This window comes from Flavobacterium sp. NG2 (assembly GCF_034119845.1).
GTDB lineage: Bacteria > Bacteroidota > Bacteroidia > Flavobacteriales > Flavobacteriaceae > Flavobacterium.
In genome coordinates, this window is record NZ_CP139420.1 from 2,099,359 (window position 1) to 2,122,943 (window position 23,585).

Annotated in this window: 19 protein-coding genes; 10 read left to right on the forward strand and 9 right to left on the reverse strand. The window is 34.4% G+C overall.

All coding sequences use genetic code 11. The features are described 5' to 3' along the window. Positions 1–45 precede the first annotated feature (45 nt). The 4 genes from SLW70_RS08870 to SLW70_RS08885 all read left to right on the forward strand — a co-directional run bounded on the left by SLW70_RS08870 (position 46) and on the right by SLW70_RS08885 (position 5,203). On the forward strand, positions 46–297 hold the full coding sequence (locus SLW70_RS08870; protein WP_320887947.1) for a type B 50S ribosomal protein L31: 252 nt from the start codon (positions 46–48) through the stop codon (positions 295–297). A 221-nt stretch (positions 298–518) separates the two neighbouring features. Then, positions 519–1,694 (forward strand): GlmU family protein, encoded by a 1,176-nt coding sequence (locus SLW70_RS08875; RefSeq protein WP_320887948.1) that lies wholly within the window; start codon positions 519–521, stop codon positions 1,692–1,694. A gap of 246 nt (positions 1,695–1,940) precedes the next feature. Beyond that, complete coding sequence (locus SLW70_RS08880) at positions 1,941–3,401, forward strand: alanine/glycine:cation symporter family protein (RefSeq protein ID WP_320887949.1); 1,461 nt, start codon at positions 1,941–1,943, stop codon at positions 3,399–3,401. 167 nt (positions 3,402–3,568) lie between these two features. Further along, a complete protein-coding gene (locus tag SLW70_RS08885) occupies positions 3,569–5,203 on the forward strand; it encodes an ABC-F family ATP-binding cassette domain-containing protein (protein WP_320887950.1) in 1,635 nt (544 codons plus the stop codon). Positions 5,204–5,399: 196 nt separating this feature from the next. On the opposite strand, the gene SLW70_RS08890 is transcribed toward SLW70_RS08885, so the two are convergent. Next, positions 5,400–5,702 carry a GNAT family N-acetyltransferase gene (locus SLW70_RS08890; RefSeq protein WP_320887951.1) on the reverse strand — a complete coding sequence of 101 codons (303 nt, stop codon included), beginning with the start codon at positions 5,700–5,702 and terminating at the stop codon, positions 5,400–5,402. A gap of 317 nt (positions 5,703–6,019) precedes the next feature. On the opposite strand from SLW70_RS08890, the gene SLW70_RS08895 reads away from it, so the two are divergent. Continuing rightward, positions 6,020–6,679 carry an alpha/beta hydrolase gene (locus tag SLW70_RS08895; protein ID WP_320887952.1) on the forward strand — a complete coding sequence of 220 codons (660 nt, stop codon included), beginning with the start codon at positions 6,020–6,022 and terminating at the stop codon, positions 6,677–6,679. A 185-nt stretch (positions 6,680–6,864) separates the two neighbouring features. Here SLW70_RS08895 and SLW70_RS08900 read toward each other — a convergent pair whose 3' ends face one another. Continuing rightward, the gene (locus SLW70_RS08900; protein ID WP_320887953.1) at positions 6,865–7,422 is read right to left on the reverse strand and encodes a thioredoxin family protein; all 558 of its coding nucleotides are present in this window, start codon (positions 7,420–7,422) and stop codon (positions 6,865–6,867) included. A gap of 151 nt (positions 7,423–7,573) precedes the next feature. Then, on the reverse strand, positions 7,574–8,113 hold the full coding sequence (locus SLW70_RS08905; protein ID WP_320887954.1) for an alpha/beta hydrolase: 540 nt from the start codon (positions 8,111–8,113) through the stop codon (positions 7,574–7,576). Positions 8,114–8,438: 325 nt separating this feature from the next. Between SLW70_RS08905 and SLW70_RS08910 the strand changes: the two genes are divergently transcribed. From SLW70_RS08910 to SLW70_RS08930, 5 genes are all read left to right on the forward strand, one after another. Continuing rightward, positions 8,439–10,355, forward strand: coding sequence for a DUF294 nucleotidyltransferase-like domain-containing protein (locus SLW70_RS08910; protein WP_320887955.1), 1,917 nt, complete (start codon positions 8,439–8,441; stop codon positions 10,353–10,355). A gap of 3 nt (positions 10,356–10,358) precedes the next feature. After that, positions 10,359–11,021 carry a 3'-5' exonuclease gene (locus SLW70_RS08915; protein WP_320887956.1) on the forward strand — a complete coding sequence of 221 codons (663 nt, stop codon included), beginning with the start codon at positions 10,359–10,361 and terminating at the stop codon, positions 11,019–11,021. Positions 11,022–11,156: 135 nt separating this feature from the next. Continuing rightward, positions 11,157–12,020, forward strand: coding sequence for a hydroxymethylglutaryl-CoA lyase (locus SLW70_RS08920; protein WP_320887957.1), 864 nt, complete (start codon positions 11,157–11,159; stop codon positions 12,018–12,020). Between the two features lie 40 nt (positions 12,021–12,060). After that, entirely contained in the window at positions 12,061–12,612 is a 552-nt protein-coding gene (locus SLW70_RS08925; RefSeq protein ID WP_320887958.1) for a hypothetical protein, read from the forward strand. Next, positions 12,609–14,012, forward strand: a complete 1,404-nt coding sequence (locus SLW70_RS08930) for a DUF5723 family protein (protein WP_320887959.1) — start codon at positions 12,609–12,611, stop codon at positions 14,010–14,012. The genes SLW70_RS08925 and SLW70_RS08930 overlap by 4 nt, the downstream gene beginning before the upstream one ends. Positions 14,013–14,385: 373 nt before the next feature. Here SLW70_RS08930 and SLW70_RS08935 read toward each other — a convergent pair whose 3' ends face one another. The 6 genes from SLW70_RS08935 to SLW70_RS08960 form a co-directional block, all read right to left on the reverse strand. After that, the gene (locus SLW70_RS08935; RefSeq protein ID WP_414458221.1) at positions 14,386–16,863 is read right to left on the reverse strand and encodes a TonB-dependent receptor domain-containing protein; all 2,478 of its coding nucleotides are present in this window, start codon (positions 16,861–16,863) and stop codon (positions 14,386–14,388) included. Further along, positions 16,802–18,160 (reverse strand): HTTM domain-containing protein, encoded by a 1,359-nt coding sequence (locus SLW70_RS08940; RefSeq protein WP_320887960.1) that lies wholly within the window; start codon positions 18,158–18,160, stop codon positions 16,802–16,804. Before SLW70_RS08940 ends, SLW70_RS08935 begins: the two co-directional genes overlap by 62 nt. Before the next feature lie 46 nt (positions 18,161–18,206). After that, a complete protein-coding gene (locus SLW70_RS08945) occupies positions 18,207–19,313 on the reverse strand; it encodes an imelysin family protein (RefSeq protein ID WP_320887961.1) in 1,107 nt (368 codons plus the stop codon). Between the two features lie 149 nt (positions 19,314–19,462). Beyond that, positions 19,463–20,671, reverse strand: a complete 1,209-nt coding sequence (locus tag SLW70_RS08950; protein ID WP_320887962.1) for a DUF4856 domain-containing protein — start codon at positions 20,669–20,671, stop codon at positions 19,463–19,465. Between the two features lie 672 nt (positions 20,672–21,343). Then, positions 21,344–22,390, reverse strand: a complete 1,047-nt coding sequence (rhaT, locus tag SLW70_RS08955) for an L-rhamnose/proton symporter RhaT (protein WP_320887963.1) — start codon at positions 22,388–22,390, stop codon at positions 21,344–21,346. A 43-nt stretch (positions 22,391–22,433) separates the two neighbouring features. Continuing rightward, positions 22,434–23,579 carry an alpha-hydroxy acid oxidase gene (locus SLW70_RS08960; protein ID WP_220761311.1) on the reverse strand — a complete coding sequence of 382 codons (1,146 nt, stop codon included), beginning with the start codon at positions 23,577–23,579 and terminating at the stop codon, positions 22,434–22,436. Positions 23,580–23,585 lie beyond the last annotated feature (6 nt).

Below are 23,585 nucleotides of genomic sequence, written 5' to 3' on the forward strand. Positions count from 1 at the left end.
AAGCTTCAAAGCAAATTATAGCCAAACAATAAAAAGATTTACAAGATGAAAAAAGGTGTACACCCAGAGAATTACAGATTAGTTGCTTTTAAAGACATGTCAAATGAAGATGTTTTTATCACTAAATCAACTGCAGATACTAAAGAAACAATCATTCACGAAGGTGTTGAATATCCAGTTGTAAAAATGGAGATTTCTAGAACTTCTCACCCTTTTTACACAGGTAAAAACAAACTTATCGATACTGCAGGACGTATTGATAAATTTAAAACTAAATACGCTAAGCATATTAAATAATTTTAATTTGTTTTCAAAATATAGAAAGCCTCGCAATTTTGCGGGGCTTTTTTTATGGTAGCTATTTGAAACTTTGTAACTTTGGCATCGCATGTACGGACAATGACGTGCAAGTACGGACAATCGCGTGTACGGACAATCGCATGTACGGACAATCGCGTGTACGGACAAGTCGCGACTTGTCCCTACAACAATAATCAATTTTAATAAAAACATATAAAATGAATTACATCCTTTTTGACGGACCTTCTCGAAATGCTTTATTGCCTTTTACTTTTACGCGTCCTGTTGCTGATATTTTAATTGGAATTATGTCCATTCGTCAAAAATGGGAAATGTATTTGGGTTCTACCACAACAACTCTAACGGAAGAATATTTATCTGATAAATATCCAATGGTAGAATTAGAAGAAAATGTAATGATTAACGCTTCTTTCTTACCCACCACAGCGCTAGTAGACTTAATTTTAGATTTAGGACCTAATCAAGCTATTTTTAAAGGTGAAGAAGTAGTAGCTTTTTATTCTCATGATAGTCAAGAGGAAGTAGATTTTGATAGTTATGAAATTATTGAATTTGAAGATGAAACGATTACAGTAAATAATCCTTGGGATATCTTTTCGAAAAATGATGCTGCCATTCGTGCCGATTTTGACTATTTAACAGCAGTCCGTCAATCGCAGCCTATTCCTAAAAGTGTGAATGTGATTGCACCTGAGAATATCTTCATTGAAGAAGGAGCCAAATTAGAATTTGTGACATTAAACGCATCCACAGGTCCTATTTATATTGGTAAAGACACTGAGATAATGGAGAATTCTGTGATTCGTGGGCCTTTTGCTTTGTGTGAAGGAGCAGTTGTTAAATTAGCAACTAAGGTGTATGGTGCGACAACTGTAGGACCACAATCTCGAATTGGTGGTGAAATAAATAACTCTGTATTATTTGGATATTCAAACAAAGGACATGATGGTTTCTTAGGGAATTCTGTTTTGGGTGAATGGTGTAATATTGGTGCAGATAGTAACAATTCGAATTTGAAAAACAACTACGAAGAAGTGAAACTATGGAGCTATGAAACCGAAGGATTTGCTAAAACAGGCTTGCAATTTTGCGGTTTGATGATGGGTGACCATAGTAAATGCGGTATTAATACCATGTTCAATACAGGAACTGTGGTAGGAGTAAGTGCAAATATTTTTGGAAGTGGTTTTCCTCGTAATTTTGTTCCAAGTTTTTCTTGGGGTGGAGCATCGGGTTTTTCTACCTATATTACTAAAAAAGCTTTTCAAACAGCTAAAATCGTTATGAGTCGCCGAGGTGTTGAATTCGACGAACAGGAAGCTGCTATTTTGGAACACGTTTTTGAAGAAACTAAAAAATGGAGAAAAGAATAATATCTATTTCCTTGTAGAGACGAACTGTAATTTGTCTTTATTGTTGCGTATAAAACCGTAAAGAGGCCCTGCTGTGCCACTTTGCCCAATGTAGATTATATATAAAAATAAAAAACAAAACTGCTTTATTTCTAACGAATAGGGCAGTTTTTCTTTTTGAAAGAATATTTTTTGTTTTTTTATAGAAAATTATTTGTATTTCGGATGTTTTGTTGTTTTTTTGGCAACAATTTAATAAAAATACCTATGGAAGATTTTATCGGAATGTTAAATGACATTGTTTGGAGTAATGCTTTGATTATGTTGTGTTTAGGAACGGGGCTGTATTTTTCTTTTCGTACTCGTTTTTTACAATTACGCCATTTTAAAGAAATGTTCAAATTGTTGTTTGACGGGGAGAGTTCTGATTCTGGTGTTTCCTCCTTTCAATCCTTGGCGATGTCATTAGCTGGTCGTGTTGGTACGGGTAATATAGCAGGAGTGGCTACGGCAATTGCTTTTGGTGGACCAGGTGCTTTGTTTTGGATGTGGATGGTAGCATTTTTAGGAGCGAGTACAGCTTTTGTTGAAGCTACATTGGCTCAAATTTATAAAGAAAAACATTTAGGGCAATTTCGTGGAGGTCCTTCATTTTATATAGAAACAGGTTTAGGTGCCAAATGGTTTGGGGTTTTGTTTGCGATAGTTACGGTTATTTCGGCTGGTGTTTTATTGCCAGGCGTTCAGGCTAATTCGGTTGCAGAGAGTATTCAAACGGCTTTTCAAGTTGAAACTTGGATGACAGGAGTAGGGGTAGCACTTATTTTTGCCACTATTGTTTTTGGAGGAGTAAAGCGAATCGCTAAGTTTACTGAATATATTGTACCCTTTATGGCGTTGGGGTATATCGCAATTGCACTGATTATTTTGATAGTTGATATACAAGAATTACCAAGAATCATTCTTTTAGTATTCAAAAGTGCTTTTAATATGGAAGCTGGTTTTGGAGCTGTTTTTGGAATGGCAATCCAATGGGGAGTTAAAAGGGGAATTTATTCAAATGAAGCTGGGCAAGGGACAGCGCCTCATATTGCGGCGGCTGCCAATGTTTCGCACCCTACTAAACAAGGTTTGGTGCAATCATTCTCGGTTTACATTGATACATTGTTAGTATGTACAGCTACAGGTTTAATGTTGTTACTTACGGGAAAGTACAATGTAGTTAATCCAACATTAGCAGCTGATGGAAGTACGCAGTTTTTATATGAAGGCTTACCAGGTGTTTCTGCAGGACCAGCATTTACACAAAATGCAATGGATACTATATTCCCTGGTTTAGGTTCTTATTTTGTAGCAGTTGCTTTGTTTTTCTTTGCTTTTACTACCATTGTCGCTTATTATTACATAGCCGAAACCAATGTATCGTACTTAACCAGAAGTTTAAAATCGCCTATTTTTATTACTATTTTAAAAATAGTGATGTTGGTTGTAATTGTTTATGGTTCAGTAAATCAAGCGCAATTGGCTTGGAGTATTGGAGATTTGGGAGTTGGTTTAATGGCTTGGTTTAATATTATTGCGATTATATTGTTACAAAAGCCTGCTTTAGCGGCACTTAGAGATTATGAACAACAAAAGGCTAATGGTGTCAATCCGGTCTTTGAACCGAAAGAAATTGGAGTGATGAATGCGCCAATTTGGGACGAAATCAATCAAGAGAAACAATAAACTACATTTTCGATTTCATTATAAGCTTCTAGAATCAGTTTTTAAACGCTGTTCCTAGAAGCTTTTATTTTTATATTCATCCATTCACTAATTAAACTATCTTTGCATTTTTTAAGAAAAAGTTAATCACATAAGCGATTAGCCGAATAAACAAATCAACAATAACAATGATTACAGTTAACGATATCTCCGTTCAATTTGGAGGGACAACTCTTTTTAGCGATGTTTCTTTTGCTATTAATGAAAATGATAAAATAGCCCTTATGGGGAAAAATGGTGCGGGAAAATCGACACTATTAAAAATAATTGCGGGTCACGGAAAACCTTCAACAGGAAGTGTATCAGCTCCAAAAGAAGCCGTTATTGCTTATTTACCACAGCATTTATTGACTACGGATGGTGCTACTGTAATGGAAGAAGCATCGAAAGCTTTTGGTGAAATTTTTGCTATGAAAGCTGAGATAGACGAAATCAACGAGCAATTGACAGTGCGTACAGATTACGAAAGTGATGCTTACATGAAATTGATAGAAAGAGTTTCGGACTTAAGCGAGAAATATTATGCCATTGAAGAGGTGAACTACGAAGCCGAAGTTGAGAAAATCTTAATCGGTTTGGGGTTTGTTCGTGAAGATTTCACTAGACAAACATCGGAGTTTTCAGGAGGATGGAGAATGCGAATCGAGTTGGCTAAAATCTTGTTGAAAAAACCAGATTTGATTTTGCTAGATGAGCCTACAAACCACATGGATATTGAAAGTATACAGTGGCTAGAGGATTTCTTAATCAATTCAGCCAAAGCCGTAGTGTTGATTTCTCACGATAGAGCTTTTGTGGATAATATTACCAATCGTACTATTGAAGTGACGATGGGGCGTATTTATGATTACAAAGCCAAATATACACACTATTTAGAGTTGCGTAAAGATCGTCGTATGCATCAGCAAAAAGCATATGATGAACAACAAAAGATGATTGCTGATAACAGAGCTTTTATTGATCGTTTTAAAGGTACTTTTTCAAAAACCGATGCGGTTCAATCTCGTGTGAAGATGTTAGAGAAATTAGTTATTGTTCAAGTTGACGAGGTTGATACATCAGCATTAAAATTAAAATTTCCACCTGCTGCACGTTCAGGGCAATACCCTGTGATTGTAAAAGAATTAGATAAAGCATATGGTGATCATATAGTTTTTAAAGATGCCAATATTGTTATCGAAAGAGGTCAAAAAGTAGCTTTTGTAGGGAAAAATGGAGAAGGAAAATCGACGATGATTAAAGCCATTATGAAGGAACTTCAGATAGATGGCGGTAGTGTCGAGATTGGTCATAATGCTCAAATTGGATATTTTGCTCAAAATCAAGCTTCTTTATTAGATGAGAATGCCACTATTTTTGAAACGATTGATGATATTGCTGTTGGTGATGTGAGAACTCAAATCAAAAATATCTTAGGAGCCTTCATGTTTCATGGAGATGATATTACCAAAAAGGTAAAAGTCCTTTCTGGGGGAGAGAAAACACGTTTGGCGATGATTAAATTGTTGCTTGAACCAGTTAACTTGCTTATTCTGGATGAGCCTTCGAATCACTTGGATATGAAAACCAAAGATATTATCAAAGAAGCATTGCGTGATTTTGATGGTACTTTAATCTTGGTTTCTCACGATAGGGATTTCTTGGACGGTTTAGCGACTAAAGTTTTTGAGTTTAAAAACAAAAGAGTTATCGAACATTTTGAAGACATTACTGGTTTCTTAGCTAATAAGAAAATGGAAAGCATGAGAGAAATCGAAAAATAGATTTTTGTCAAAAAAAAGTCTACCACAAATTACACTAATTAGCACAAATTATTTTACTTTAAAATTATTACACAAATAAAAAGGTTGTCAATAAAATTATCTTCCAAAGATGTTTGATTGATTTTTTTTATGAATTTGTGTAATTATTGAGTCTAACTAATTTGTGCTAATTAGTGTAATTTGTGGTTACTTTAATTTACAATCGAATTCCCGGAGGAAGTAATTCTTTGAATTCTGGGTTTTTCTTAAAAAAGCGAACGATTTTAGGAAGAATAGGGACAACTTTGAGTTTTCTTTCGACTGCAATGGCCATAATGTCGGTTAAAAATTGAGAAATTAAGGCTTCGTTTTCAAAATTATCAGGGGTGTTGATTTTGGTTAAAAATATTTTTCGATCTTGAAAAGAATATTCTACACTTACTAATCCTTCTTCAATGGTAATCTCAAATTGTCGCGCAAAAGTATTGTCTTTAATTTCTAAGGTGATAAATTGTTCCATTTTATTTTTTAAAAAGTTAGCATTAATATTTCAAAGTTATATTTTAGCATTCTTGCTAGTAATAGGGCTCATTTGAAATAGTAGGTATGTGGATTTTTGACGCCGAAATGGAGATTTGTAAAGTTACTAAATTGATTATCAATTAGCAACGTTTTTAATAGATTTAACGTAAACTTCATTTTGCACTCAGTAGGATGGTTGACAATTCAGAAATAATTCATAAAAAATAGTATCGGCTTACCTTCATACGTTTTAAAACGGTATTTTTATCTTTTAAAATACAAGCTCTGTTTTTCTTCAAAACCATTTATTGAATTATGAGTAAGATTCCCGTTTATTTCATGCCTGGTTTGGCTGCAAGTACTTTAATTTTTGAAAAAATAGCACTACCAACAGCGACTTTTGAAGTGGTGTTTTTAGAGTGGGAAATACCTTTGGAGAAAGAATCGTTAGTAGAATATGCATTGAGAATGACTCAAAAAATAAAGCATCCAAATCCTGTTTTGATTGGTGTTTCTTTTGGGGGAATTTTGGTTCAGGAAATGGCTAATTTGATTGAAGTTCGAAAGCTCATTATTATTTCGAGTGCCAAAAGTAACTTAGAATTTCCAATGCGAATGAAAATGGCCAAAGCAACCAAAGCTTATAAATTGATTCCAATGAGTTTGATACTTAATTTGGAGAATCTGGCTCGTTTTTCCTTTGGTGACAAAATAAAACAACGCTTGCATTTGTATGAAAAATTCCTTTCTGTTCGCGATATTCACTATTTAGAATGGGCAGTGGAACAGGTTATTCTATGGAATAGAACTAAAGTAGATCCTCGTGTGATTCACATCCACGGAGATGCAGATGATGTTTTTCCTATTAAGAATATTAAAGATTGTATAACCATCAAAGGCGCTACCCATATTTTGATTCTAACAAAATACAAATGGCTGAATGAAAATTTACCTAAAATTATATTGGGAGAGTAGAGCGTTTCTATTTTTCTTAGGTAATATTGTTTAAAGGAAATCTGCAAAATCTACCTGATAAATATAAACATGCTGAGTTTGGCAGATTTACGCAGGTAATTCTTAGGGTTTTATAGAAATATCAGGTAATAAATCTTAGTGAACCTTCGTGCTACCTTTGTGAACTTTGTGTTTAAATAAAAAATCTATTTCCATTTTATATTGCAGCCAATACTCGGTTTTTGGTTAGGGTTAATAGCTCTATTGTATAAAACACTATCAATAGCACCGCGCAAATCACTTCCACTAATTGGGATTCCGTTTCCAGGGCGGCTGTCGTCGAGTTGTCCTCGATATACTAATCGGTCTTGGTTATCGAATAAATAGAAATCAGGTGTGCAAGCTGCTTGGTAGGCTTTGGCAACTTCTTGAGTAGCATCAAATAAATAAGGGAATTCAAAACTGTTTTCGAATGCATATTCGGTCATCAATTCGGGACCATCTTGTGGGTAATTGACAATGTCGTTACTTGAAATAGCAACAAAACCAATTCCTTGTACACGATAATCATTGGCGATTCGAACGACTTCTTCAATAACATGATGCACAAAAGGACAGTGATTGCAAATAAAAAACACTAATGTTCCCTTTTCTCCTTTTACATCCTTAAAATGAAAGTTGTGTATTTCAGAAGTTCTGTCATTCAGGTAAAAATCGGGAGCTATTGTTCCTAGCGGAAGCATATTGGATTCTGTTCGTGCCATTGTGGTTTTGTTTGAGATTTTAAAGTTATGAAAAGTTATTTTAATTGAGTCACAAAGGTTTTTTTAAACCACAAAGTTCACAAAGGGTTCGCAAAGATCACAAAGAAAAGTTTAGCAGTATTTTAAAGTTTTTGATATTATTAAATAGTATTTAACGAGACATAAGTTTATTCAAATACTCTTGTCCTTCTTCCCATAGTCCAAGATTAGATTCGGTATTGATATGTCCTTTCTCGCCGATATTGACTAATTCACTGCCCCATTTTCCTGCTAAAAACGAAGCTCTTTCCACACTAATATAAGGATCGTTACTACTGGTGATAAGTATGGAAGGAAAATGTAATTGAGCTAGTGGAATGGGAGCAAAATTCCGAATGATTTCTGGTGCATGTAGGTCTGAGTCCACATCAGCAGGTGCCACTAACAAGGCTCCCACGATATGCGAATTAGTATATTTATTTGCCCAATGAACCGCGCTAATAGCGCCCAAACTATGAGCAACCAAAATAGTAGGGGCGGTAAGTTGCGAAATCACTTCTTCTAATCGTGGAATCCAATTTTCGATTAATGGATTCTCCCAGTCATCTTGAATTACTGATTGTGCTTTTGGGTATTTTTGATGCCAAAGACTTTGCCAATGTGTTTCTCCTGAGCCTCCAAGTCCTGGGATAATAAGTATTTGGGTTTGCATTTGTGATTGTTTAGTCAAAATAAATAAGCTGATCCTGATACAAAAATAGCCATTGGGATTTTAAAAACATCTAAAGTCTCCTTAAAAAATATTAGACACGAATTGCCCTAATTTGCACGAAAACAAATCTTTTTAAATTTCACAAATCTATTTTAGACAGATAAAATTAGTACAATTTAAAACTGTACCCTTCTTGATTTGTGATAGTTGTTGTAATTCCTGTGAAAAAAATGTGTTTGCTATAATCAACTTATCCTCTTTAACAATATTCAAAACGAATATCTTAAATTTACAATCTGATTGATTCCCCAAAAATGATTTCCCAATGAAGAATACTATTGCTGAACGTATATACGATTTCCTAAAAGATTACCCTCCTTTCAATTTAATATCCAAAGAAACCCTTTTGGATGTGGCCAAAAATATTGAGATACAGTATTTTGAGAAGGATGCGATTGTCTTTAGTCAAGACGACACTCCTCACGAACATTTTTATATTATTCACCAAGGTTCAGTGCGTTTATATCGTTTTGTGAATAATGAGAAGCAAAATCTAGATATTTGTGACGAAGGAGATTTGTTTGGATTGCGCCCTTTGATAATGAATGAAAATTACCTGATGGGAGCAGCAGCCAATGAGGAGGTGATTTTGTACGGTATTCCAATTGATTTATTTAAGGAAATTATTAATAATTACCCGAAGGTAAGTCAGTTTTTGATCGCTAGTTTTGCGACTAATACTCGTGATCCTTTTTCAGATAAACATAAGGGAAAATTGTTTGCCAATGTGTCTTCGGTTCAAAAAGTAGAAAATAGTTTTGCTGAAGTACAATCGGCTAAATATTCTAAGAATCCTGTTGTGTGTTCTGAAAGCATAACTGTCAAAGAAGCTTGTCAAATTATGACTGCCTCTAAGGTGAATTCAATCATTGTGGCCGAGAATAAAATACCAGTCGGAATTATCACCGACAAAGACATCCGAATAAAAATTGGTACGGGATTGTTTTCTATCGAAAATAAAGTAAGTGATATCATGACGAGTCCAGTGATTACTTTTCCTGAAAAAATTACGGTTGCCGAAGCCCAAATAGCGATTTTAAAACACAAAGTGTCTCATATTTGCATTACTAAAGATGGAACAACTACTTCCGAATTAATAGGGGTATTAGGGGGGCACGACTTGAATATTATTCAAGGAAACAATCCTATTTTCTTGATGAGAGAAATAAAATATGCCAAGGATGTGGAGACTTTGAGGCATATTCGAGTACAGGCATCTGAACTTACTATGGGATATTTAGAACAAGAAATTCCAATTTATTTTATTACCAAAGTGATTTCGGAAATCAATACCGCTATTACCAAACGAATCATTCGATTGAGTATTGAGGAAATGGGAGAGCAACCTCCTGTTAGGTATACCTGGCTCGCGATGGGAAGTCAAGGTCGTAAAGAACAGTTGTTGATTACGGACCAAGACAATGCTTTGGTTTTTGAAAATGTATCTGAAGAGGAATACCCAAAAGTTAAAGAGTATTTCTTAAATATGGCGACCAAAGTAACCGAAAAACTGAATACCGTTGGTTTTGAATACTGTCCTGCTAATATTATGGCAAGTAATCCTAAATGGTGTATTTCGCTTAAAGAATGGAAAAAACAATTTAAAGACTGGATCAATCATCCTACTTCGGATAAAATCTTATTGAGTATTATTTTCTTTGATTTTGAATATATCGATGGAGATAAGGAATTGTACAACCAAATGTCGGATAGTGTGTTTCGATATATAGCCGATAAAGAAATATTTTTAGGCTTTTTGAGTAAAGCTACCTTAAATAATGCAGCTCCTTTAGGGTTCTTTAAACAGTTTTTGGTCGAGCAGGATGGAGAACATAAAGACCAATTTGATATTAAAAGTCGTGCCATTAGACCGTTAGTAGATGCAGCAAGAATTTTTTCATTGCATCATAATCTTAAAATAAACAATACTATTGCCCGATATGAAAAATTGATGGAAGTAGAACCTCAAAACCGTGACTTTTTTGAATCTTGTGCCAATGCTTTCAAGATTTTATTGCAGTTCCGTACCTTGCAAGGACTGGCAAATAATGATGGTGGAAAGTTTGTCGATATTAATAGTTTGAGTAAAGCAGATCGATTGAAATTAAAAAGTTGTTTTAAGCCTATCAAAAACATTCAGGAGTCATTAACCACGCGATTTAATGTTGCAATAATACCTTAAGCTATGTTTTCCTTTTTTAAAAGAAAAAAATATGCTGATTTTTTTAAAAAGCACCGTGACTTATTAAAAAACAGCACCAAATACTCTCACTTTGAAGACATTCGTTTTGTGTCATTAGATACGGAAACCACTGGCTTTGATTTTGAAAATGACCGTATTTTATGTATCGGAGCAGTTGCTATTAAGAATAACAAAATTTTAGTTTCGGATTCCTTTGAAGTCTATATTAAGCAAGAGGTTTTTAACAAAGAAACGGTTAAAATTCACGGGATAAGAAGAGAAGGGAAAGAAGTTAAAGTAAGCGAGGAAGAGGCTATGATTCAATTTCTTGACTATTTGGGTGATGCGGTAATTGTAGCACATCATACTAAATTTGATATGACAATGATAAACAAAGCCTTGCGCAGAGCAGGAGGAGGGACGGTTCGTTCCAAGCAATTGGATACTAATTATATTCATAAAAAAATTGCAACCGAAGATCGATTCAAAAAGACTTATTCTCTTGACGAACTCTGTGATATTTATAATGTAAAAAAACATGACCGACACACCGCATTGGGTGATGCACTAATTACTGCTTATTTGTTTTTGAAACTTACCTATAAGTACAAGAAAAACAATGTGTTGAATTTAGATGATTTAATCAAAACCAATTATCAGTTGTAAGTGATTTTTTTAACAGTATAGAAATTATAAGTTTCTTTTTTTGATTACAAATTGGTTTCATTTTTAATAAAATAAATCTTCAAAAACTTTTAAGGGAACCCTCGGCAATTTCTAAGTTTTTATATCTTTGACTATATGGAGTCAGTCAAAATCATAGAATGTCCAAGGGATGCCATGCAAGGCATAAAAATGAATATACCTACTGCTCAAAAAGTAGCCTATATCCAAGCTTTGCTACGAGTGGGTTTTGATACGATTGACTTTGGTAGTTTTGTATCTCCTAGGGCGGTTCCTCAAATGAAGGATACAGCTGCTGTTTTAGAACAATTGGACTTAAGTAATACTTCGAGCAAGTTATTGTCCATAATTGCGAATACCAAAGGAGCCGAAATAGCCGCTCAACATCCTCAAATTGAATATTTAGGCTTTCCTTTTTCGATTTCAGAAAATTTCCAAATGAGAAATACTCATAAAACAATTGCAGAATCCTTAATTACTTTGGAGGAAATCCTTGCTATTGCTGATAAGAGTAATAAAGAAGTGGTTGCTTACCTTTCCATGGGATTTGGTAATCCGTATGGAAATCCGTGGAGCGTAGAAATTGTGGCAGAATGGACAGAAAAATTGTCTCAAATGGGAGTTAAAATTCTTTCGCTTTCTGATACTGTTGGGAGTTCAACCCCCGAAGTGATTTCGTATTTGTACTCAAATTTAGTTCCTCAATATCCCCATATTGAGTTTGGTGCGCATTTTCATACGACTTATGAAAAATGGTATGAAAAAATAGATGCAGCTTTTCTGGCAGGTTGTCGTCGTTTTGACGGTGCCATCCAAGGATTTGGTGGTTGTCCGATGGCAAGGGATGAACTTACCGGCAATATGCCTACCGAGAAATTACTGTCTTACTTCACTTCAAACAAAATAAACACCAATCTTAATCCGTTAAGTTTTGAAAGCGCTTACAACGTAGCCTCAAAGTTGTTTGGCAGCTATAAATAACTTATAGTAAGATGAATAAAGAATAATGATAAATATTTAAATGAAAAAACCTACTTTAAAAAATATTTACTTTGTCTTTCTAATGCTGGTTCTCTCGAGTTCGTGTACTAGTAATTTGAATTTTGACCAAGTCAATGATCTGAAATTAACCCCAATTGCGGTTGCTAATCTAACGTATTTTGAAGCTCCTGCCCATGAATTTGTTACCAATGGTGTAGAAACTAATGCCGCTTTTGGCGCACAAAACTTTGATGCTTTTAGAGATTCTTTTTTTAAAGACAATTTAATTCAAGCAGACTTCTTCTTCGAAATAACCAACACTATTAACAGGGCTTATACAATCGATTTGGTTTTGGTTGATGAATTCGATCAAATACTATATTCAATCAATTTTGTTGTTCCAGCTTCAACGGGAACACCGAGAGTGGTTACTAAAACCGAAATTTTCAAAGATGCTAAGTTGGCTTTATTGAAGCAAACCAAAAAAATGGGTTTTAGAGTCATCATGGCTCCCGGTCCAGCATTAACTGAAAATAGTCCTGGAAGTTTGAAATTGAGATCAAGTGCAACCGTTTATATGGAAATACAATGAGAAAAGCATCTTTAATCCTCTTGTTGTCATTGGTTGCTATACGCTCTTGGTCACAAAACAAACAAATTTTATACAATTTCACTGCGGTGCCACAATCCATGATGACAAATCCTGGAGCTGACTATGATTACAAATTTTATTTTGGCATCCCTTTTCTTTCTGGAATTTCTGCTAATGTTGGTTCTTCAGGTTTTTCAGCTTATGATTTATTTGCTGATAACGCTGTCGATTTCAATACAAAACTCCGTAATGTCGTTTTTTCGACAACAAATAATGATAAGTTAGTCGTTAACGAACAATTAGAAATCTTCAATGGCGGGTTCAGAGTTGGTGATTGGGACAATCGTGCCTATGTGTCTTTTGGAATGTATCAAGAATTTGATATGTTAACGTATGTGCCTAAAGACCCACTCATACTTGCTTTAGACGGAAATCAAAATTATTTAGGGAAATCATTTAATTTGGGTGATATTTCGGCTAAGGCCGAAGCAGTTTCCGTTTTGCATTTAGGTTTCCATAAAAAAGTAAAAGAAAATTTAATTTTAGGAGCTCGAGGCAAAATTTATACTAGCGGATTCAATGCAACGTCTACTAGAAATTCAGGTTACATTTATACCATCCCATCCACTGTAAATAACATATACGAACAAGTAATTTACTCTGATTTGCAATTGCAAACTTCAGGTATTGCAAGTTATATTGATGATAATAACCAAAATAATGATGCTAAATCTGCCGTGAAGAAAGCCTTTTTAGGAAGCGATTTAGGACTTGGATTTGATCTAGGACTAACCTATTATCCGCAAAAACATATCCAACTAACTGCTAGCATGCTCGATGTGGGTTTTATAACCCACAGCAAAGATGTAAAAACATATAATTTCAAAGGCTATTATAATTACCAAGGAATCAATCCTGATTTTACTACAATAAACACCTCAGGGAGTAGTTTTAGTGATTTTCAAGAATCAATTCCACTTGATACGACTTTTGCAAAATACAGAACTTGGAGACCTGTAAAATTGAATGCTTCTTATCAATATTCATTCAATGACGCTAGGGGAAGCGCTGATTGCAACTGTTTCAATAGTGGTGATGAAGCATATCAAAATGCTATTGGTGCACAATTATTTTTGATGTCAACACCCAAAACTCCTATGACTGCATTAACGGCTTATTATAGACGAAGCATGTTTCAAAACCATCTTAATTTTAAAGCTACGTACACCATCGATTCCTTTTCGTATACTAATTTAGGTTTCGGTTTAGCGGCTAATATAGGTGCGTTTAATATCTATTTAATGGCCGATAATCTATTAGAATATCGCGATGTTTCAAAGGCCAACAGTCTTTCGTTTCAACTCGGTCTCAACTTTGTCTTCCACGATAAAGACGAATAATTTTTTTAGGAGTTATTCCCAGCTGTACATTACAAGTCCTCGCCACTCACGCTATTTTTCTAAGGTATAAAAGGAGCTTCCTCTGGTCGCTCTTTTCTACCAAGAAAAATTAGCGCAAGTGGCTCCGGGCTTTCCATTTCCATCTGGACTAGGGATTTCGTTCAATAATATCGTTTTGGTAAACCTAGATTAATCATTGGAACACAGATGAAACGGGGTTATACAGATTTTTTATAACATAAAATCGGTGGAAATATGCATCAAAAAAATTAATAAAATCCTAATTCGGATTTTGGGTTGAAAAAAAATCCTTTAAAAATAAAGAACTATTAGTCTTAATTTTTAAAGGATTTCATTTTGTAAAAATTCAATCTTAGAACGTAAATTCCAGCGTAGTATAGAAGGTTCTACTATCCGAAGGTATGATACCAGGTCCCGGATATCCTGTAGCTCTACGAGTAAAATAACTGTTGTTTGTTAAATTAGTTATTCCAGCTTCTAGCTTGAAATGGTTCCATTTATAGGAAGTTGAGAAGTCAGCAACATAATACGCCGGAATTTCACCAAAAATTCCATAAGTGTTATCGTTGACATCCGTTTTGGTGTTGTTTGCATCGGTATATTGCGAGGACACATAAGAGAATTGAATGCTTGATAAAAAGTTTTTATACCCCAAACTAGTTCCAGTTTTGATATTTAAAAGAGGTACAAATTCGACTTTATTACTTTCAATATTAGGAGCATCTGATTTTAGGTATTGTGAGTCTGTAACGGCTATATTCGAAAAAGCATTCCAAATGAAATGGTCATTATCATGAAACCAAGTTTTGCTCAAACTCCAGTCAAACATGGTTTCAATTCCGTATGTCAAAGCCGTTCCTACATTGGAACGATAACGAACTAAAGCTCCAGAACCATTAGGATTTGTACTCAAATATTCGGCTATTTTATCATTGTAATACAAACCGTAAACACTGGTATCAAAAGTCAATATATCGCTTATTTGTCCACGTATTCCAATGTCTGAGGTATATCCTTTTTCATCAGTAATATTCGGGTCAATAGCTTGGCTTGGACTAGCAGTTCGGATATCATTAAAGGTAACGGAACGGTAGTTTTGTGAAACATTACCATATAATTCTATTTTGTTCTCTGGTTTGTAACTTAAACCAACACCCAACAAAATGAAGTTTCGGTCTTTAATGATGTTCTCTTCTGTAGTGTCGTCCAATATGATGTTTCCAGCCAAATCTTGGTTAATTCTTCGGTAATAACCTTCAGATTGTGTTCTGATTTTTTCAAATCTAAATCCAGGCGTAACCGATAAATTAGAATTGACTTTGAAAATGTTTTCTCCAAAAACAGCGATATTCAAATTTGGATAAGTATAATTTGACTGACTTTGATAATATGGGAATTCATTGGTAGCCAAATTAAAATTAGCATCACTTCCAGAACTTCCAGGACCTTGAAGCCCTGTGTTTCTAGATTGGTAATATTTTGTTCCAATTAAAAATGCGCTGGTGTGTTCTTTAATTTTATAGCGTTTTAAATAACGCGCTTCAGCTCCCCAGTTAATAAAATCCCCTTTGATTAAATCTCTTACAGTACCTTCGGTATCTGGATTTGAAACACGATTTGAACGGTATCCAAGTGCTTTTCGACTAGCGTCTAAACCAAATAATTGTAACGAGAAATCGGCGTTGTGGTCAAAATGATGTTTGAAATTCAATGCAAATAAATTCCAATCTACAGCAAACCAGTTACGAGTTCGATTGCTTTGGGTTGGGTCTTCTTTAAACATTACATCGGTTAATCCACCAGCTTGTTGCGCTAGATAGTTAAAGTGGGTGTAATCTAAATGTAGTGATGTATTGTCGTTGAATTGGTAATTCAAATTGGCAAAATAGTTTTTACTATCAAAGTCAGAGTTGGGTCTAAAACCATCTCCTTTTTTGTAATTGAAAAAAGTATAGTAGCTGAATTTTTTATTGGTTCCACTCAAAGAGGTGAAATTTGTATAAAGGCCAAACGAGCCTATTGTATTACGAGTCGTTAGTTCAATAGGTTTTTCAGACGGTTTTTTGATATTGAAATTAACCAAACCACCAAATTGAGTACCATATTGCAAAGCTGCTGCACCACGAATAATTTGGATTTCCTCCAAGGCTTCGGTAGGAGTAGCATAATAACTCTCAGGATATCCTAAAACATCGGCGCTAATATCGTAACCGTTTTGACGGGTATTGAAGTTGGAGGTTCTATTTGGGTCCAAGCCTCGACCACCAATACTCAATTGCAATCCACCGTCAGAACTTTCATTAATAGTAAGTCCTACAACTTGTGAAAATATTTGACGAGCGTTGTTAGTCGCTTTGTTAGCGGTTAATTTAGAGATATCAACTACTTCTGTTTTACGACCCGCAAAAATAGAAGTTCCTTCAATGTCTTTTAATTTATGAATAGCGAATAGTTTGTTGTTTTGTTTTCGAATTATTACTTCGGTTAGTTTGTTTATTTTTGGCAAAGCTATGGTTAGATGACTACCAGTAGTAATGCCAATTTGTTCGATAATATTATAGCCTTCTTTGAAAAAGATGAGGTCGTAACTACCGTTTTTTTCGAAGCTAAATGAAAATTCACCATTGGCGTTTGAAAATTCTTTAGTGCCTGCCGTTTTGTTGAAAATTTCAACAGCAGAAAGTTTTTTTCCTTTTCCATCGGTTACTATTCCCGATATTTTATGTTGTGCTAATCCATTTATTGAAATCAATAAAAGAAAGAACAGACTAAAAACCTTTGATGGTATCATTAAAAGGGAGAATCCAAGTTTTGTGTTTGAAATTTTCATTTTCTTCAGCTAGATTTATTTTTGGGTCTATATATTGTTGGCTTAATCGTCCATTAAGGGCTACATAACTAGTAACATATACCTCTGGATTTTCAAAACCTTGTTTTTGATACTGTTCTTTTAAAAAATGAGCAAATTCCAGAATAAAATCGGGTTGAAATGCCATTTGTTTTTCTTGAAAAGGAGTTAAGAATTTACTATTGTTTACTTTTACGTTTTTGTTGTTCTTTTTGTCGGTAACCATGAATTCTGCATAACCTGCTTTTTCCATCAACATAACACGCCATGAAAAACGAAAACCTTCTTCGGTCCAAAATAATTCATTGGGATATAATAAATATCTAAATGGAAAAACCAATTGGAACACAATAAAAAGCCCAATAAATCCTAATTTAAATTGATTAATGGTGTCGAGTTTTTGGGTTTTTTCTTTTCCATTTTCAAAAAGACTAAGGTCTTTTGAAAAAAGTTGGGCAATACCATTTAAGATTTTTTGGTGTAAGTTGGCTTCAAAAAAGATTAACGAACTGACAATCATTACAAATGGGAATACGCCTATTGGGAACAGAATTCGTGTCAAAACATGAAATACGACGACAAGGAAAAAACCAAAAGCTCTTGTTCTTTTGTTAAGGAGTAAAAAAATGATGAATAGGTCGTAAATAGCACCAAACCAACTAAAGGCATAGTGTACCCAGGTTTGATTTAATAAGCTGCTTAATACTGGAATTTCGTTGTTTTCAGGAAGCCAAATTTTGAGAGGCATAGCTTCTAGTAACCAATCTGAATTAAGTTTGGCTATTCCAGCGTAAATGTACACAATGGCTAGAAGTAGTTTAAGAATATCAAGCGTCCAGCGTGGGATTTTTTGAAAACGTTTTTTCTCATTTTTATAGGCATCAATTGAAAAGTAGCAATTGGCAGGTAAAAAAATAAGAACAAAACTAATAATTGTGATGAAATAATAATGATTCAAATAGGTCGTTTTGTCCATCAGTTCGATATAAGTAAAACTGAGAAAGAAACTAATAATCGCCCATTTGTATTTGTATCCAATTGCGACAAATAGTGCTGCAATTCCACAAAAAAGGAATAGTAAATAAGTGTAATTGCCCAAAGGTTTTACCCATTCAAAACCGTAATAGGTAAAATGAAATTTAGGGTCAATATAAAGTTTTTGAATCCATCCATAACAAGCAAAACGGATCAAACTGAATAACATCATTAAACCAAACGCTAGCCTAAAGAAAGCTAGCGTTGCGGCTGATGTATATTGTTTGAAATAATTTTGAAACATAAATGGTTCCTATTAAAGCGTGTAAATTTTTAAAATCATTGATGATTTAATCACCGTCATTATCTACATAGTCAACTGTGATTTTCAATGCTTGCATCATGTCTAATTTTAAGTAGACAACATTTTGCTGTAAGGAGTCGTAAGCCGTAATCATTTTAGAGTTATCAGATGATATTTGATTAGAAAAATTATTACTCAGAAGACCTATTTTGGTAAATGAAGTTTCAAATTGAGTATTGATGATATCACTTAAGTTTTGATTGTTTCTAACAACGTTTAAGAAATTCAAATACGATTTTAGACTTGCACCTTCGCTAGAATTATTAAAACTTTTTCCGTTGAAAAAATCTTGGGCAGCATGTACAGCTACTTCACATAATATTTTAGATACGTCTTTTTTGTAATATCCTTCAACTTTCTCAGGATGAACGGTTCCTCCAGAAAATAATCCAGCTGGAATTCCAATTTTACCAGCACGAGTATTTTTTTCAAAAGTCTCTATAAAACTATTAATAGTAATACTTACAGAGCTTGTAATTGATTTACCATTATTAGCGATATATGATGCTTTGTAACTGCTGTTCCAGTCAGCAACGATTGTATCTGCATTTGATTTTAATGCTGTTACTAAGTCTGTCAAATATTGTTTGTATTTTGTTGCATTTGTATTCGTATAATAAGAAACAATTTCTGTATCAGTTGTCCCTAATCCATTCAATACATAATCTAAGGCTGGAAAACCTTGTTTGCTAGTTTGAGAAATTAGGCTTAGATTATAGCTACCTGCAGTGATGTTTGCATTAATACCAGTTACATCCGTAGGATAGGTGTTAGTTCTCTCTTTAAAATAGATTTCCTCTGCTTTTCCAAAACTGAAATATTGTACGTATTGGTATGCTTTGTATGCTTCTAGCCAAGAAGTACGAACCGTTTGAAGATTTGCTTCGGTTGGGTTTGAATTGAAAGTTGCAGCATCAGTAACTAAGGTTTGTACTTTTGCTTGATAGTTAGTGTAACTAGGAACGATTATATTATTAGCCCAATTGGTTAAAAGTGCTGTCCTATCATAGTTGTCACTATCTCCACTTCCTTCATTGGAGGAACAAGCAGCTAGTAATGTAATTAGACTGAATAAGAAAATTAGTTTTTTCATGTGCTGAAATTTAGTTTTTTTAAGTCAAGTTAAATGTGAATTTCTTCAGAGTCAACCTCAATTTACCGACTTATTATACTGCTTTAAAATTTTTGCAAAAGTACAAAAAAAGCAAGAACAGGTCGCTGTTCTTGCTTTGATTTTTTGAATTAGTTTACCGTTGCAGCTGCTGCTACAGTGAAACCAAATTTTGCAGCAATCTGAGTTGATAATATATCAAGTTTTGGACTCAAGTAATCAACTGCCCAAAATCCGTTTGTTCCTGCAGTTAGTGTACTCAGCATGGTATCTACTTCTGCTCTTGTGAAATAAGGTGCGTTAGTACCTGGTTTGTTTGTATATCTTAATGACATGATAAAGCCATAAGCTTCAGAAAGTGCATGGAATGCTTTAGCTCCATTGTGTTCTCCTAGTTTTCCTTTTGCTTCTTTTAAATAGTATACGGCACGTACAGCTGGTACAAGCGCTAATTTAGCTTTGATGATGTCAATTTGTGCATTTCTAGTATTGTAATCATTAGCAACGATTGCAGCCCTACCTTTGATAAAAGCATTTTGTATATCAGCTGTTACAGTGTTGAAATCAGTATCAGCATTAACTTGTTTAATATAACTATCCCAGTATTTTCCACCTCCTGCACCGTAGATGTAACCGTAAGCTTCATCCCAAGTATGTTCCATTGCAGTGTATGTTTTTCCAGTTTCTAATACTTTGTTAGTATTGTTTTCTTTGTTTGAAGCTTCATCAAGTTTGTTTACACTTAAGTAGTTATTTACCACTTGGTCCATAAAACAAGCTCCCATTAATCCTTTTAGTAAAATTTGTTGTGGTTCTAAACCATTCGCAGCAATTATTCTTTTGGTTGTACCATCAAGATAAATACCAGCAACACCTGCAGAAGCAGTAACTTGAGGAAGTGCACTTGCGTTAGCTGCATTAGTTAATTGTGTTTCAAAAAATGCTTGAACTGTTGTTTTTTCAGTTGAGCTTCCTCCTCCTAAGAATAGAGAAAAATAATCTTTTGATGAAGCTGTTTTGTCTTTAAGTTGTTTTCCAGAAGTATTTAATTCAGTTGATGAAAAGGCATTGTTTGAATTTGAATACATATTTGAAAGAACTACGTTACTAGCTACAGTTCCATTTACACCAGCGTTTTTGATGTAGTTCCCCATTTCGTCTAACATTAAGATACGGCTTGTTTGTCCTGAGAAATCAACTGTAGTTGAACTGTTTCTTTCGAAAGTATAGGTAGTAGGAACAGTATAGTTAAATGTTGGCTCATCATCATCATTAGTACAAGATGTAATTGAAAGTGCAGCAATCGTTAGCGATGTAAAAAGTAATTTTGAACGAATCATGTTGTTTTATTTATTTAGAATGAATAAGAATAATTTTCTGCAAAGATAAAATCCAATTCTAGAATTCCAAGTTTTTATTTAGATTATTTATAAATAATTTTTTATTTTTTTTGTAAGTACTTGTTGGTGAGTGGAATGTGGTTTTATGAATGATGACGGTTAGGTACGAGTTGAATAAGTGTAAGTTGTTTTTAAGGTAAACAACCATATCTACTACACTGTCGGATAAAAAAAATGGGATGATTTTTCAATCATCCCATCTAGTGGAATAAATAGGTTTTTATTGTCAAGTTTGTTTTTTGTTTAGTCAGTTAATTCAAGATTAATTACTGGATTATCAAGCTAAAAGTAGCCCTGAAGTATAATGAAAATTCAAATTTAAAAGTGATTTGGAATTGAATTGAACTCAAATTTATGGTATAAATTGTAGTTTACCGTTGTTCAACAATCGTAAATCATTAGCTGTATTGTAATGAATTAAGTGTGGTTGAAAAAAGATAAATGTTAGTGCTTGATAGATCTCTTCTTTAAAAATGGCTTATATTGGTTTTATTATTATGCAGACACTGTTTTTATACATAAAAAAAGCAACCACTGTTAATAGGACCATATTAACAGCGGTTGCTTAACCAAAAAACAATTTATTTTAGTTTCTAATATAGAAACGATTTTTTAGATAGAGTTTCCAATACCTACTAAAACGATAGAAAGTAGAATCAAACCAATTCCGTATAAAAAGGTGCGGAACGTTTTAGACGAAACACCTGTCCATTCTTTCAGAATTAATCCCCAAACGTTAGCGGTTAAGATGATGGTTGCCATGTGAGCAATCCAAGAACTAGCACCGTTGCCTAGTTTACTTTCACCCATTCCGTAAAAGAAAAATTGTAAGTACCACATGGTTCCTGCTAGACCTGATAACAAAATGTTTCTCACGATAGGTGTTTGCACATTGGTATAATCAACAAATGTTTTGTTACGGAAATTAAGGTACATACACCATATAAAATTGGTTGTAAGTCCCCCCCAAAGCAAGACTATATACGTAACATTATTTTGGAACAAAGGATTGAAACCTTGTACAACAGCTTCGTCAGCCATCGGTTTACCTGCTTCGATACCAAAGTTGAAGAATGAACTTAAGATTCCAGAGATAATAGCGATAATCAAACCCTTCACCAAATCAAATTCTTGTTTGTCTAATTCACCACCAGATAGATCTTTTTCTTTCATCATTCCTGCTTTACCAGAGAATGCAATTCCTAAAAGGCAAACAACAACACCTAATAATACTAATTGTCCACCAGAACTGGCGAGCATATCTGATAAAGTTACTTTGCCTTCAGTAGGGTTAAAGTTGTAATAAATAGGAGGAACTAATGCTCCAAAAGCAGAACAAAAACCTAGTACGATGGAGTTTCCTAAAGACATTCCTAGATAGCGAACACCCAAACCATAAGTTAGTCCTCCAATTCCCCAGATTACTCCCATAGAGTATGTAAAGGCTTTTACAGAAAAAACAGTTTCACTGATAATTCCCATAAAATTAGGAACTGTTAAGTAAGCAGCTAGTGGTGGTACAATCAACCAAGAGAATAAACCTCCTATAATCCAGTAGCTTTCCCAAGCCCATCCTTTAACTCTTTTGAAAGGCATGTAAAAACTACCCGAGGAAACACCTCCGATAGTATGAAAAATAAGACCTAATAATGCTTGCATATTTTTGGTTTTTTAAAATTAATTATGGTTAGAAATAGAATATTTAAATCAAATGATCTTTGAATTCTTCAACAGTGGCACAATTCAATTGCTCCATTACCTGTTGTAATTCGGTTTTTAATAATGTCATCGTGTGATCGCCTCCTTTTTTACCAAGAGCAGCCACGCCATACATGAAAGAGCGTCCCATAAAGGTAAACTTCGCACCACAAGCCATTGCTCTTGCTACGTCTGGTCCAGAGCGTACACCACTGTCCATCATAATTTCGATTTGGTCGCCATATTTAGCCACCAATCGTTTTAATGAATTGATAGCTGATTCACCAGCATCCAATTGACGTCCACCGTGGTTGGAAACGATAATCCCATCAATTCCTAAACGAATCGCTTCTTCGATATCTTCTTCAGAAGCCACCCCTTTAAGCACTAATTTCCCTTTCCACATGTCTCTGATTGGCTTTATTTTAGCCTCGTTCAAACGTCCAGAAAAAGTATCGTTCATGAATTTTCCTAATTGTTTTAAATCTAAACCTTTAGGCATATAAGGTAGCAAGTTGGCAAAATTAGGTTGTCCATGAATTAAGGTTTGCATTGCCCATTCTGGTTTGCCCATTACCTGTAAAATATTGGCAACCGACATTTTAGGAGGCATTGCTAAACCGTTACGCACATCTCTTGGTCTAAAACCAAAAGTAGGAACGTCACAAAGAATCACCAACACAGGACATTCGGCTGCTGCGGCTCTATTAATCAAAGCATCTCTTAGTTCATCTTTTGCAGGATGATACAATTGAAACCATGCTTTACCTTCTGTGATTTCGCTAACGCGTTCGATATTGCTGGTGGTTACTGTACTTAAGATAAATGGAACATTGTGTTCAAAAGCGGCTTTCGCCAAAATTTCTGTAGCATTAGGCCACATTAATCCTTGGAGTCCCACAGGAGCTACACCAAAAGGGGCATCGTATTCGATACCAAACAATTTGGTTTTCATGCTCGAACCTTGATGGTCTCTAAGGTAATTTGGTTTTAGTTGTACTTCTCTTAATTCCGAAGTATTTCTATGTAAATTAACATCTTCGTTACAACCTCCGTCAAGATACTCAAAAGCAAATTTTGGAATCTTTTTTTGCGCTTGTTTTCTTAAGTCGTCTATCGAAGGGTATCTAGAGTCTAATTGTGATGCCATAATAGC